General features: G+C 44.7%; 13 protein-coding genes. 10 read left to right on the top strand and 3 right to left on the bottom strand.

Annotation, left to right across the window (positions count from 1 at the left end):
• Window positions 1-431 precede the first annotated feature (431 nt).
• Entirely contained in the window at window positions 432-1265 is an 834-nt protein-coding gene (menB, locus tag H6F98_RS05360) for a 1,4-dihydroxy-2-naphthoyl-CoA synthase (protein ID WP_192217641.1), read from the bottom strand.
• 51 nt (window positions 1266-1316) lie between these two features.
• On the bottom strand, window positions 1317-1496 hold the full coding sequence (locus H6F98_RS05355) for a hypothetical protein (protein ID WP_192217640.1): 180 nt from the start codon (window positions 1494-1496) through the stop codon (window positions 1317-1319).
• Window positions 1497-1579: 83 nt separating this feature from the next.
• Here H6F98_RS05355 and H6F98_RS05350 point away from each other — a divergent pair, with 83 nt between their 5' ends.
• The 10 genes from H6F98_RS05350 to H6F98_RS05310 all read left to right on the top strand — a co-directional run bounded on the left by H6F98_RS05350 (window position 1580) and on the right by H6F98_RS05310 (window position 11161).
• Window positions 1580-2521 (top strand): glycosyltransferase, encoded by a 942-nt coding sequence (locus H6F98_RS05350; protein ID WP_192217639.1) that lies wholly within the window; start codon window positions 1580-1582, stop codon window positions 2519-2521.
• 27 nt (window positions 2522-2548) lie between these two features.
• Window positions 2549-3883 carry an AAA family ATPase gene (locus H6F98_RS05345; RefSeq protein WP_192217638.1) on the top strand — a complete coding sequence of 445 codons (1335 nt, stop codon included), beginning with the start codon at window positions 2549-2551 and terminating at the stop codon, window positions 3881-3883.
• Between the two features lies 1 nt (window position 3884).
• Entirely contained in the window at window positions 3885-4433 is a 549-nt protein-coding gene (locus tag H6F98_RS05340) for a hypothetical protein (protein WP_192217637.1), read from the top strand.
• Between the two features lie 150 nt (window positions 4434-4583).
• Window positions 4584-5393 (top strand): 30S ribosomal protein S2, encoded by an 810-nt coding sequence (gene rpsB, locus H6F98_RS05335; RefSeq protein ID WP_192217636.1) that lies wholly within the window; start codon window positions 4584-4586, stop codon window positions 5391-5393.
• A 42-nt stretch (window positions 5394-5435) separates the two neighbouring features.
• Window positions 5436-6095: a translation elongation factor Ts gene (gene tsf / locus H6F98_RS05330; protein ID WP_192217635.1), complete on the top strand. Its 660-nt coding sequence runs from the start codon at window positions 5436-5438 to the stop codon at window positions 6093-6095.
• Window positions 6096-6221: 126 nt separating this feature from the next.
• Entirely contained in the window at window positions 6222-6866 is a 645-nt protein-coding gene (locus H6F98_RS05325; RefSeq protein WP_192217634.1) for a translation elongation factor Ts, read from the top strand.
• 6 nt (window positions 6867-6872) lie between these two features.
• On the top strand, window positions 6873-7763 hold the full coding sequence (locus H6F98_RS05320) for a hypothetical protein (RefSeq protein ID WP_192217633.1): 891 nt from the start codon (window positions 6873-6875) through the stop codon (window positions 7761-7763).
• Between the two features lie 139 nt (window positions 7764-7902).
• On the top strand, window positions 7903-10416 hold the full coding sequence (gene recG / locus H6F98_RS05315; RefSeq protein WP_192217632.1) for an ATP-dependent DNA helicase RecG: 2514 nt from the start codon (window positions 7903-7905) through the stop codon (window positions 10414-10416).
• A gap of 83 nt (window positions 10417-10499) precedes the next feature.
• Window positions 10500-10634, top strand: coding sequence for a hypothetical protein (locus tag H6F98_RS33940; protein WP_277927515.1), 135 nt, complete (start codon window positions 10500-10502; stop codon window positions 10632-10634).
• A 116-nt stretch (window positions 10635-10750) separates the two neighbouring features.
• A complete protein-coding gene (locus tag H6F98_RS05310) occupies window positions 10751-11161 on the top strand; it encodes a nuclease A inhibitor family protein (RefSeq protein ID WP_192217631.1) in 411 nt (136 codons plus the stop codon).
• Window positions 11162-11387: 226 nt separating this feature from the next.
• On the opposite strand, the gene H6F98_RS05305 is transcribed toward H6F98_RS05310, so the two are convergent.
• The gene (locus H6F98_RS05305; RefSeq protein ID WP_192217630.1) at window positions 11388-12959 is read right to left on the bottom strand and encodes an NAD(P)H-quinone oxidoreductase subunit N; all 1572 of its coding nucleotides are present in this window, start codon (window positions 12957-12959) and stop codon (window positions 11388-11390) included.
• Window positions 12960-13265 lie beyond the last annotated feature (306 nt).

Here is a 13265-nt window from a genome sequence, read left to right as displayed (position 1 = left end):
GGGTTCATTCGACAATTAGTTTTGAACGCTGACTAATTTGGGAAACTAGAATTTGTCCACTAATTTACCTTCGTAAAAAAGATGGTTTGGCAGCTAATAAATTGTCTCAAGGAATGTGCGTTTTACTAGCTGCATTCTAGAGTACATAAGAAAGGTTAAGAACTTGAAAAGATTCCTTAGACCTTTTGATTCTTGCCTTTAGACTCTTAGTATTTAGTTTGTGCAGCGACAGTATGAGGTATTGGCAAACTTCAGCAAAGCGATCGCATCTTAATACGTCGTTGAAACTAAGAAAAGATTTCAAAAACTTAGTATTTTATGTCTTAAGATAGATGTTTAAATTGTTCTTTCTAGAAGTATAAGCAAAGATAAATCAATACATAGGTCAGGTTCATATACCTGTACCCATGAGCATGAAAGACTAAAGAACACTAAGGTAGCCAAGGATATTGACGAAAATCTGGTGGACGCTTCTCTAAGAAGGCTTGTTTCCCTTCGGCACCTTCCTCAGTCATGTAGTAGAGCAAAGTAGCATTCCCAGCGAGTTCTTGTAAGCCAGCTTGACCATCACAATCAGCATTGAATGCTGCTTTCAAGCAACGAATTGCGATCGGGCTATGAGCTAAAATTTCATTTGCCCATTGGATACCTTCCGTTTCTAACTGTTCCACTGGTACAACGCAGTTGACTAGACCCATATCTAGTGCTTGAGAAGCCGTGTACTGGCGACAGAGAAACCAAATTTCTCGTGCTTTCTTCTGACCTACGACTCTAGCGAGATAACTAGCGCCAAATCCGCCATCGAAGCTGCCGACTTTAGGGCCTGTTTGACCAAAAATGGCGTTGTCAGCCGCAATGGTTAGGTCACAGATGAGGTGCAGGACATGACCACCTCCGATCGCATATCCAGCCACCAAAGCAATTACCACTTTGGGCATAGAACGAATCAATCGTTGTAGATCGAGGACGTTTAAGCGGGGAACACCATCATCGCCGACATACCCAGCTTTCCCGCGCACACCTTGATCACCACCGGAACAGAAAGCGTATTTCCCATCAGTATGAGGACCTGCACCTGTGAATAGAATGACACCAATCTTCGTGTCTTCACGAGCATCACAGAAGGCATCGTAGAGTTCAAATACCGTTTTTGGACGAAAGGCATTGCGTTTGTGGGGACGATTGATTGTAATCTTGGCGATGCCGTCCGTTTTGTGATAGAGGATATCTTCGTAGGTTTTGGCAGTTTGCCATTCAACTTGCATGAGGATTTAGGTTGCGTTAACTAAATGAAGCCTTTAGGCTTATATCACTATTTAGTCCCAGGTATTCAACCCAATGATTTTAGCGTGAAGAGTCGAACCCAGGTCAATTGGGTATTGGCGATCGGAAATTGGGTCTTTATCATATAGGACTTGAACTCCACTTGATTCGGAAGACGTTTTCTCAGTCCTCGCTGCGGCTTGGTGAAGCAACCGTGTGATGTGACACCGCAACCTCAGTCCACCTGTGCTAACGTTCTTGCTCAGACAGTTGATAGGCTGAATGAATCAATAAGATTCTACGGTACAAAACAAGAGTGTTTATCAGCGTTGTCATTCCCACCTACAATCGCAAACCAATTCTTGAAAAATGCTTGAGGGCAATAGAACAACAGCAACTCAGGGGTGATAGCGTTGTCAGTGGCTATGAAGTTGTCTTGGTCGATGACGGTTCCACAGATGGTACGTTGGAGTGGCTGGATTCACACCCAAGTGAGTTTCCTCATGTGCGATCGCTTTCTCAAGACCATAAGGGGCCTGCTGCTGCACGAAATCTCGGTGTTGAACAAGCGATAGGTGACACGATTATCTTCATTGATAGTGATTTGGTCGTTACCGAGAATTTCCTCCAATCCCATGCTGATGCGTTGGTGCAGGGACAGAAGCAATTAGGAAGCGATCGCTTATTCACTTACGGCTGGGTTATCAACACCAATAACTTCGATAATCCGACATCGGAACCCTACAAGCTTACTGACTTTTCAGCCGCTTACTTTGCAACCGGGAATGTTGCGATCGCACGAAAATGGTTAGAAAAAGCTGGACTCTTCGATACTCGCTTTCAACTCTACGGCTGGGAAGACTTAGAACTCGGCGTTAGACTCAAACAACTGGGACTAAAACTCATTAAATGTCCTGAAGCCGTTGGCTATCACTGGCATCCACCCTTTGCTCTAGACCAAATTCCCCGAATGATTGATCGAGAAATTCAACGGGGACGCATGGGCGTTTTATTCTACCAAAAACACCCAACCTGGGATGTGCGGATGATGATACAGATGACCTGGTTACACCGAATACTGTGGGGTATCCTTTCTCTTGGCGGTCGCCTTAATGAGCGCACAATGGCTTCTTTCTTACAATGGCTAATTAATCAAGGTAAGCCCCAGTTAGCGCTAGAAATTGCCCGAATTTTCCTCAATTGGTACAACGTTCAAGGTCTGTATGCTGCCTATGCTGAAGCCAAACAGAACAAATAAACCTCAAAAAAGAGTGAATGAAGCGTTATGAGCCAATCCACCTCCTCTAGAAGCAAGAGAAAAGCTACCACACGGGGAATTACCGGAATTGCAGTGCGCGGCTATAAATCTCTGTACGAAGAGTGTCGTGTTGAAATTCGCCCATTGACAATTCTAGCTGGTGCAAATAGTTCCGGTAAATCCAGCATTATGCAACCTTTATTGATGCTCAAGCAAACACTAGAAGCTACTTATGACCCTGGTGCTTTACTGCTTAATGGTCCCAATGTTCGGTTTACCTATGCTAAACAACTCCTATCTCAGTTATCGTCTGCAAGCTATACTGACATTTTCACTCTCAAAATTGAAATAGGTAATAATTACATAAAAAATACCTTTAAAAAAATGCCAAGAAAGGGAATTGAACTCATTGAAATGACATACAAAGTAGATAAAGAGGAAACTACCCTTTCACCTAAAATGAATTCTGAAGATATTAAGAATGTACTCCCCGAACATCTTAACAATTTACACAAAAGTATCTCAAAAACAATAGAAGAAGGATGGCAATGGACTATAGAGCGTACCCGTTGCTTTCTCGGTTTTGATTTGCGTCTTCGAGGTCAAAAGTCGTTTGCTAACGTATTTACTCGCACTACTTTATTTGAGACTGATATTCGCCAATTAATCCACGTTCCAGGATTGAGAGGTAATCCAGAGCGTACTTATAAAACTACCGCGATTGGCAGGGAGTTTCCGGGGACTTTTGAAGTTTATGTTGCCAGTGTGGTTCATCATTGGCAAAAAACTAAAGATAATAGGCTTAGAGACTTAGGAAATGTTCTTGAAACTCTGGGGCTAACCTGTAAAGTCGATGCTAAACAACTGGATGATACACAGGTTGAACTGCGTGTAGGTCGTTTACCGACTGCCAGGGGTAGAGCAAAGGATATGGTTAGTATTGCTGATGTGGGTTTTGGGGTTTCACAAACATTACCTGTTTTAGTTGCCCTTCTCGTCGCAGAACCAGGACAATTGGTTTACCTGGAACAGCCAGAAATACATCTCCATCCCCGTGCCCAAGCGGCTTTGGCAGAGATATTAGCGGATGCAGCAAAGCGGGGTGTAAGAGTAGTTGTGGAAACCCATAGCGAATTACTGTTAATAGCGATTCAATCTCTAGTTGCAGAGGGTAAGTTATCACCAGACTTGGTAAAACTTCACTGGTTTACGCGGAGAGAGGATGGTGTTACAGAAATCAGAAGCGCTGAATTAGATGATGCTGGAGCTTTTGGAGATTGGCCAGAAGACTTTAGCAATGTATCTTTGAAACTAGAAAGCCGCTATCTAGATGCAGCAGAGGCTCACCTTTGGCAGCGTTGATATGGCAGCTAAAATTTCCAAACGTCTTGTTATTGATGCCTCTATCGCACGTTCTTCTGGTGGAAAAGAAGCAACATATCCAACATCAGTTAACTGCCGGGATTTTCTCCAAGCTATCTTGGACATCTGCCACCGAGTCGTTATGACGCCAGATATCAGAGAAGAGTGGAATAAACACCAGTCAAATTTTGCTCGTACATGGCTTCGCACAATGGTGGCTAAGAAGAAGGTCGAATATCGAGCTGATATTGCAGCCGATGAAGAGTTATGGAACACAATTAAGTCAATTACTGCTAGTGAAAAAAATTGTAAGGCAATGCTTAAAGATTTCCGGCTTATTGAAGCCGCACTAGCAACTGATAAAACTGTAATTTCGCTTGATGACACCGTAAGGAAACTTTTTGATAATGCAGCAGTTCAGGTAGGTGAACTCCGAAATGTTGTATGGGTAAACCCGGATAAAACAGAAGAAGAGAAACCTATTGATTGGTTAAAAGACGGCGCTCAAGCTGAAAAAAAACGACTTATAGGAAACTTACCCGGAGAGTAAACCAGCGCGTCTAAACTCAGTGGTAGCTTAATTGTGTTACCTTAAGAGGGTTGTCTAAAATTCACACATCTAGGATTTCGGGTGTTTCCTAAGTTTTATAGAGGAAATCCACCTAGATGGAGGATAAACCCGAATTAGGAGTTCAAAATTATGCCAGTCATCTCTTTGGCTGAAATGCTCGAGTCTGGGGTTCACTTTGGTCATCAGACCCGTCGGTGGAACCCTAGAATGTCTCAGTACATCTATACAGCTCGTAATGGTGTCCATATCATTGACTTGGTGCAGACAGCCCAGCTCATGGAAGATGCCTACAGCTATATGCGTACAGCATCTGAGCAGGGTAAGAAGTTTCTCTTTGTCGGCACAAAGCGGCAAGCTGCAGGAATCATTGCCCAAGAAGCTTCTCGTTGTGGAGCCTACTACGTCAATCAACGGTGGTTGGGTGGGATGCTCACCAACTGGGAGACGATTAAGACACGAGTTGAGCGCTTAAAAGACTTGGAACGTCGGGAAGCTAGCGGCGCTCTTGACTTACTACCCAAAAAAGAAGCCTCAGTGCTGCGTCGCGAACTCGGCAAGCTTCAAAAGTACTTGGGTGGCATCAAGCTGATGCGGAAAGTCCCTGATGTGGTTGTGATTGTAGACCAACGCCGCGAGTACAACGCAATTCTTGAATGCGAAAAGCTTGGACTACCCATTGTTTCCATGTTGGATACAAACTGCGATCCCAATGTCGCAGATATTCCAATCCCAGCGAATGACGATGCGATTCGGTCGATTAAGCTGATAGTGGGTAAGTTGGCTGATGCTATTTACGAAGGGCGTCATGGTCAGCTCGAAGCCGAAGAAGACTACGAAGATTTCGACACCTCAGCGTATGACATCGACGAAGAGGAAACTGACGACATTGACTCGTCAAATGTAGAAGATGTAGTAGATGACGAAGAAACAGAAGAATAATTAGCGTGTAATTCTGTTCATAAATTTAGGAACAAGGGGAAGATGGCGGAAATTTCGGCAAAAATCGTCAAAGAGCTACGCGACAAAACTGGCGCTGGCATGATGGATTGCAAGAAGGCTCTTAAGGAGAACGACGGCGACATCAACAAAGCGACAGAATGGCTGCGGCAAAAAGGGATTACCTCCGCAGAGAAAAAATCCGGGCGTGTGGCGGCTGAAGGCATTGTAGACAGCTACATCCACACTGGCGGTAGAGTAGGTGTTCTGGTAGAAGTGAACTGCGAAACGGATTTTGTTGCCCGTCGCGAAGAGTTCCAAAAACTAGCAAGAAACATTGCAATGCAGATTGCAGCTTGTCCTAATGTCGAGTACGTGAAGGTAGCGGACATCCCCGAAGACGTTGCCCAAAAAGAAAAAGACATCGAAATGGGACGGGATGATTTGTCAGGTAAGCCGGAGAACATCAAAGAGAAGATTGTTCAAGGCCGAATTGACAAACGCTTGAAAGAGTTATCGTTGATGGATCAAGCCTATATCCGTGACCAAAGCATTACGGTAGAAGAGTTGGTGAAGCAAACGATTTCTCAGCTGGGCGAAAACATCCAAGTGCGTCGCTTTACCCGGTTTGTTCTGGGTGAAGGCATTGAAAAGGAAGAAACCAACTTTGCTGAGGAAGTCGCCGCACAAATGGGTGGCAAATAACAGAAGGTAAACGGCGATTCTCCCCTTGCCCTACCTAAGTAAAGGGGGAGAAAAAAGGCAAAAGCAAAGCGTTTTTTCGCTGACTTTTGCCTTTTATTGCTAATTCCCGGAATTCGGTAGTGCCACATGAAGGAAATATCAGCAAAGCTTGTCCAAGAACTCCGCGCTAAAACTGGTGTTGGTTTGATGAAGTGCAAAAAGGCACTTCAAGAAAGTGATGGTGACATCGCACAAGCAATTGAACGGCTACGCCAAAAAGGGGAACTCCTTGCCGCTGCTGGTGGTAATTCTGAAAAAGAGCCAGCGGAAGGCTTAATCGCAAGTTATATCCACACAGGTAGTCGGGTGGGTGTGCTGCTAGAAGTCAACTGTGACACAGATTTTGTTGCCCGCAACGAAGTATTCCAAGCTTTGGTGCGGAACATTTCTATGCAAATTGCTGCCTGTCCGAATGTAGAGTATGTCCAGGTTAGCGACATTCCAGCAGAAGTTTCTGACAAAGAAAAAGAAATTGAGATGGGCCGAGATGACTTGGCAGATAAGCCAGAGAGTGTTAAAGAGAAGATTGTTCAAGGACGGATAGAGAAACGGCTGAAAGAACTTTGTTTGATGGAGCAAGCATATATCCGTGACCAAAGTATCTCGGTTGAAGAGTTAGTTAAACAAGCGATCGCACAATTAGGCGAAAATATCCGAGTGCGTCGTTTCGTCCGCTATGTCCTGGGTGAGGGAATCACTCAGCAAGGAGACAACTCTACTGAGCAGTTATAGAACACTATGGCGCGAACAGTTGAACGAATTGAACAGGATTTAGCAACACTGGAGGAAGCGATCGCTCTTTTGAGGGTAGAATTCCACAGTACCTATTCTCAATATCTAAAGTTACTTGGGCAAGCCCTGCGGCAGCAGCTCATTTTAGCAAGTTATCAGGTTTGCACTCAAGGCTATCCTGAGTCGTTTTTGAACTTGTCATTCAATCAGCGGCAAACGTTGCAGCAAGCACTACGGGAACTAGGAGGGAAGGCTCAAGAACAATTGCTTTCTCATCTGGAAGATTCAACCAGTTTGAACGAGCAAGAAACAATAGCTGAACCAGAGGCATCACCTGTCAGTGACGAACAGCCGCAGGAACCCATTCAAGATGAGTTGTCAGAAGCTGTTGAAATGATCGTAAATGATGAGTCTCCAGTTGCGCCTCAAACAGTTAAACTGACTGAGCTGAGCAAACCAGAGCAGCTAGCACGGTGGCAAGAGCAGTTGGAAGAAGCGATCGCAAAAACCCTGCAAACGCTCTCTTTGGATACTAATCGTCTACTACAACAAACAAGCATTCTACCCAACAAGTTACCCGTCGCTGTCTTAGAAGCCGCTGTCCAAGTTGAGGTACCGGGGGATGCAACCACTGGCTCACCCCATCTCTTAAACTTGTTGATGGAAACTGAAAGTGAGGGTGAAAAAGAAGATTCGACCCTAACGCGCATCATCGCAATTCATCTACGATTATCAGAGATTGAGTTTGCTGACCCAACTTTAACCGCTGCACGTAATCAAATTCGTAAGCTTGCCGCCAAAGCAAACACCCTCCGGCGAGAGTATCATAAATATCAACGCGAGCGAGCTGTTGCCCAAGCCGAAGCTGCATGGCGCTCTAGCTGGTTTGATAAGTAGTTGTTGGTTATTAGTTGTTGGTTGTTGGTTGTTTAATAAAGAAAAAATCTACACAGAAGATTTTAGGTAACTTGTCAAACTCTGTCTAACAACTAAAAACAAAAAACTAATAACGAATAACTAACTATAGGGGAAAGTTGTGGGAACAGAATCACCAAATTGGTTGCGATTGCAAAAAGCCCTTGCAGTGGAATCTGAGAAGGGTTTTACTGACTTGTTGGGCAACCAGTATCGTTTTAGTGAGTTCCTCTGTCTCAGCTTCGGCAAAACTCCGGACAACCTAACATTAGCCCAGCGACGGCAGTGGCAAGAAATTGCTGCCGCATTTTCCCGTTATCCTCAAATGACGCCTCAACAGCGGCAACATCTAGTCGCTGAAACTCACCAATTTCTTTCCCAACTACAGCAAGACGAGTTAAGTCGTTTAGCTGAGAATGAACCTGCTGATGTGTCTAACGTTACTTCTTCACCCTCAGAATCTCTTAAAGTCAAGTCTCCTCGCACAACGCCACTTGTCCCAGCCAAAAGCGAAATCAAAGAAAGCCAGACGCTGACGCTTGATCGACCGTTGTCTGAGTTAGAAGATGTGGGTGTTAGACAAAGTGGATATTTAGCACGCCTCGGTCTACATAGAGTTCGTGACCTCCTATACTACTATCCTCGTGACCATATCGACTATGCGCGTCAGGTCAATATTAGTCAGCTAGAAGCTGGTGAAACTGTCACTGTTGTAGGAACAGTAAAAAGCTGTAGCTGCTTCAGCAGTCCTCGCAATAAGAAATTAACCATTTTCGAGGTCGTCTTAAGAGACTCTACGGGTCAAATCAAACTCAATCGTTTTTTTGCAGGTACTCGCTACAGTAATCGCGGTTGGCAGGAGCAACAAAAGCGCCGATATCCCCCTGGTTCAGTCGCTGCAGCCTCTGGTTTAGTGAAGAAGAATAAGTATGGTATTACCCTAGAAGACCCTGAACTAGAAGTCTTAGATAGTCCTGGCGGTAGTATTGACTCGATTAAAATCGGTCGAGTCGTGCCAGTGTATCCTCTAACAGAGGGTGTACCTGCGGACTTGGTGAGACGGGCAGTAATTGCAGCACTTCCCTATACGTCTCAACTCAAAGAGCCACTGCCAGTTGCCATACGAAAACAGTATGGCTTGATTGGAGTGAGTGATGCGATCGCGAATATCCATTTTCCCCAAGATAGTGAACTCCTCGCAAGCGCCCGCCGCCGATTAGTCTTTGACGAGTTTTTCTATTTACAGTTAGGGTTTCTCCAACGCCGTCAGGCTCAAAAGCGACAAGAAACCAGTGCTGTACTTGCTCCCACAGGTGAACTGATTGACCAATTCAATCAACTCCTTCCCTTTGAACTCACGAATGCACAGAAGCAAGTCATTAGTGACATCCTCAAAGACTTGCAATCATCCACTCCGATGAACCGCTTAGTGCAAGGGGATGTCGGTTCTGGTAAAACCGTTGTTGGTGTTGTTGCCATCCTTGCGGCAATTCAATCCGGCTACCAAGCGGCACTAATGGCACCGACTGAAGTTTTAGCAGAACAGCATTACCGCAAGCTAGTTAGTTGGTTTAATCTCCTGCATCTGCCAGTAGAACTCCTCACAGGTTCCACGACTACCAAAAAGCGCCGTCAAATTCATGCTCAGTTAGAAACGGGTGAACTACCACTCCTCGTCGGTACTCATGCTTTAATTCAAGACGCCGTAAATTTTCAGCGATTGGGTTTAGTAGTGATTGACGAGCAACACCGATTTGGTGTACAGCAACGAGCGCGTTTACAGCAAAAAGGTCAATCTCCCCATGTGTTGACGATGACAGCGACACCCATCCCCCGCACCTTAGCGCTGACATTGCATGGAGATTTGGATGTCAGTCAGATTGATGAGTTACCACCAGGGCGTCAGCAGATTCATACCACTGTTTTATCCGGCAAAGAACGTAACCACGCCTACGACCTGATGCGCCGGGAAATTGCCCAAGGGCGTCAAGCTTATATTGTGTTGCCCTTGATTGAGGAATCGGAAAAGTTAGATGTGCGTTCCGCTGTTGAAGAGCATCAGCGATTGTCTGAAACGATATTCCCAGAGTTTCAAGTGGGTCTACTCCATGGTCGGATGAGTTCAGCCGAGAAGGATGAAGCACTAAATGCTTTCCGTGACAATCAGACGCAAATTATTGTTTCTACAACAGTAATTGAAGTTGGCGTTGATGTCCCTAACGCAACAGTGATGATGATTGAGAATGCTGAGCGTTTTGGATTATCTCAATTACATCAGTTACGAGGTCGTGTTGGTAGAGGGTCACATCAGTCTTACTGTCTACTGATGAGTGGTTCCAAAACGGATACAGCACGTCAGCGTCTTGGTGTACTGGAACAGTCGCAAGATGGCTTTTTCATCTCCGAGATGGATATGCGTTTCCGTGGTCCCGGTGAAGTATTAGGCAGACGCCAATCGGGGTTAGCGGATTTTGCTCTAGCTAGTTTGGTAGAAGACCAAGAAGTATTGAACTTGGCGCGAGATGCGGCTGAGAAGATAATTCTCAACAATGAGACACTAAAAGGTGTGCCTTTAATCAGAGCGGAGTTGGAGTATCGCTATTCTAAGTTGATGGGTGGGGCAATTTTGACGTGATTGGCGTTGCTGAACAGTAGTATGAATCATTGCGGTACTGGCACATCCCAAAATTTGAGATAGTGCAGTAGCAATCGAATCGAATGTCTCAGAACTATTCCGGTGTAGCTGCAATAAAGCTAGAGATTGCGTTGGAGTTACCGATAACGAGTGTGACAGTTGAGGGATTGTTGAGAATTACCTCCGGCTTATTGTCAAAAAACCGAATTCAAGACTAGGAGTTTGTAGTTACATGGATAACTTACAGGCTTGGCAGTTACCTTTACGGATAGAGCCTTGTAGACACAGCTACATCTTCAGACTAGCTTCAAAGGAGAGTACCTAGCTGACCTAAATGACTAAGAAAAACTCCGAACTACTTAACCAACTTCAACAAGCTTCTGATGGCTTACTATTCATCAGCGAGTCTGACTATCCCTTTGAAGTTTTCTTGTGGGAATCATCAGACAGCTTGGCTATCACTCCAGAAACAATTCTTCATCATACAGGACACCCTGTAGACACACCTATTGAAGTTGTAGACATTGATTCTTTTTTTGTCGTAGCGACTACTGAACAGGAGTGGCACAACCCAGAGGAACACGAAACACTCAATCGGTTTAAGGCTCTTGTCGAGACGCTCAAGCACAACCTTAATCAGATAAAGGTCTATCGGCTGGGTGAAAGAAGTCTGGATGTCTATATTGTTGGAAAAACCCCAACGGGAGACTATGCAGGGCTTTCTACAAAGGTTGTTGAAACTTAGTATAAAGTTTGAGGATTACTGATTATTAATCTGGATCTCAATGACTTTTTGAATAGTTGTCGGGACATTGGACAAAAAACTATAGTGAGTAGTCGCTTCAACTTTGTCAACGGAGAGTCGATATATTGTAGGCAAAGTGATCGCCTACTTCTTTTCCTCAGCTATCTGCTAAACAAAAAACGCCCAACTCTCTCAAGTCAGGCGTTTGCTAAAAATAATGAGAGTCTTAGCTTTCAGTGTCTTTATCTAAGATTGGCTGAACGCTAACGACAGCAGGCTGATTGTTAAGTCTTGCCTGTTGCAGCATTGGAGTACGGGTAACCGAACTATTCGCTAAGGTAAACAGGGGATTTGATAGAATCCCCGCCAAGGTAGTGGCTATCAGCGATAGTACCAAACCCACTTGCAAGGGACGCATACCAGGAAGATTCCAGCGGATTTCTGGGTAATTCTTTATGGAGTCGGACATCTCTTGCGGTTCTTTGACTACCATCATCTTGACGACGCGGATGTAGTAGTAAATCGACACCACAGTGGCAATCAAACCTAGCAAGACTAAGCCATACAGCCCTGCTTGCCAACCTGCCCAGAATAGGTAGATTTTGCCGAAGAACCCTGCCAATGGTGGAATTCCACCCAAGGAGAGCAAACAAATGCTTAAGCACAGAGTTAAAAGAGGGTCTTTCTGATAAAGACCAGCGTACTCGCTAATCTGGTCAGTGCCTGTGCGGAGGGTGAAGAGAATAACGCAAGTAAAGCCGCCTAGGTTCATGAACAGATAAACCAGGAGGTAAAATACCATGCTGGCATACCCGGCATCAGTCCCAGCAATCAAACCAATCATCACAAAACCAGCTTGAGCAATGGAAGAATAGGCTAACAGCCGTTTCATGCTGGTTTGGGTGAGGGCAACAACGTTCCCCAAAATTAGGCTCAAGACGGTAAGGGCTGTGAAGACAAAATGCCACTGTTCGGTAACTAAAGGGAATGCCGTTGTCATTAGCCGAATTGCTAACGCAAAGCCTGCTGCTTTGGAACCGACGGAGAGGAAGGCAACTACTGGAGTTGGAGAACCTTCGTATACATCAGGTGTCCATTGGTGGAAGGGAACGGCAGAGATTTTGAAGGCAATCCCTGCGATCGCAAATACTAAAGCAATTAAAATCCCTAAAGATTCACCCGACTGGATAGCCGTCATACCCTCTGCGATCGAATTTAGCTGAGTTTCTCCTCCAGACAAGCCGTACAACAAGGAGACACCATAGAGAAAGACGGCTGAACTTGATGCTCCAATCAGCAAGTATTTCAATGCTGCCTCATTGGAACGGGGGTCACGCTTCATGTAACCCGTCATTAGGTACGATGAAATACTGAGAGTTTCCAGTGAGATAAAAATGGTTACCAGCTCATTCGCGCCTGAGAGGAACATTCCCCCCAATGTCGCCGTGAGCAAAATTGCGATAAATTCTGCTAAGGATGTGCCAGACTGCTGCACATAGCGAATCGACATCAAAATCGTTACAACCGACGATAGGGCAATAATGCCACGAAACGCCACACTCAGGGCATCACCGTTGAAGCTCCCCAAAAAGGCGATCGGGTCAGCAACATCCCATTCGTAGTACAGAACGACTAGGGCAGTAAGAAGACCTCCAATTGCAACATAAGGTAGCCCATTAGCGGCACTCCTACCAGCAATCAGATCAATTACTAAAACCAGTATGAGGGTAATAATTACAATTCCCTCTGGCAAAATTATCCCAGCATTAAGCTGAGCAGCAAGATTGGCAAAATCCATAGGTTCTATCAGTATTGTCTATGGCTATGTTGGTATCAAGATTGACCTTATTTATCTTATCGGTGATTTCGCCCCTTGAGCAGCTAAATTTACTCTAAATGCCTAAGTTATGCCTTAGACAGTAAATTTAGAGGAAAATCTCTTTTTATTTTAAGTTTAAATTTAATAGTCAACCTATCAAGAAAACTTTCAGGTTTGTATCAGAATTTTATCTAGCTCAATTTCCTAATTTGCCCATCCTATTGCTTCTCTAGCTGATTTCAACTTAGTTGGGATAAGTAAGATATGAATTTCTCCAGTACTAGG

It is taken from the genome of Microcoleus sp. FACHB-SPT15, assembly GCF_014849525.1.
GTDB classification, from domain to species: Bacteria; Cyanobacteriota; Cyanobacteriia; order Cyanobacteriales; family Coleofasciculaceae; genus Symplocastrum; species Symplocastrum torsivum.
The sequence above is the reverse complement of the archived record's forward strand: the minus strand, read 5'-3'. Positions and strand labels throughout refer to the sequence as shown.

What these genes read in the sequence shown, in the direction of transcription:
- menB (WP_192217641.1), bottom strand. Translation starts at nt 1,265, where the DNA reads ATGCAAGTTGAATGGCAAACTGCCAAAACCTACGAAGATATCCTCTAT.
- H6F98_RS05345 (WP_192217638.1), top strand. Translation starts at nt 2,549, where the DNA reads ATGAGCCAATCCACCTCCTCTAGAAGCAAGAGAAAAGCTACCACACGG.
- H6F98_RS05340 (WP_192217637.1), top strand. Translation starts at nt 3,885, where the DNA reads ATGGCAGCTAAAATTTCCAAACGTCTTGTTATTGATGCCTCTATCGCA.
- rpsB (WP_192217636.1), top strand. Translation starts at nt 4,584, where the DNA reads ATGCCAGTCATCTCTTTGGCTGAAATGCTCGAGTCTGGGGTTCACTTT.
- tsf (WP_192217635.1), top strand. Translation starts at nt 5,436, where the DNA reads ATGGCGGAAATTTCGGCAAAAATCGTCAAAGAGCTACGCGACAAAACT.
- H6F98_RS05325 (WP_192217634.1), top strand. Translation starts at nt 6,222, where the DNA reads ATGAAGGAAATATCAGCAAAGCTTGTCCAAGAACTCCGCGCTAAAACT.
- H6F98_RS05320 (WP_192217633.1), top strand. Translation starts at nt 6,873, where the DNA reads ATGGCGCGAACAGTTGAACGAATTGAACAGGATTTAGCAACACTGGAG.
- H6F98_RS33940 (WP_277927515.1), top strand. Translation starts at nt 10,500, where the DNA reads ATGTCTCAGAACTATTCCGGTGTAGCTGCAATAAAGCTAGAGATTGCG.
- H6F98_RS05310 (WP_192217631.1), top strand. Translation starts at nt 10,751, where the DNA reads ATGACTAAGAAAAACTCCGAACTACTTAACCAACTTCAACAAGCTTCT.
- H6F98_RS05305 (WP_192217630.1), bottom strand. Translation starts at nt 12,959, where the DNA reads ATGGATTTTGCCAATCTTGCTGCTCAGCTTAATGCTGGGATAATTTTG.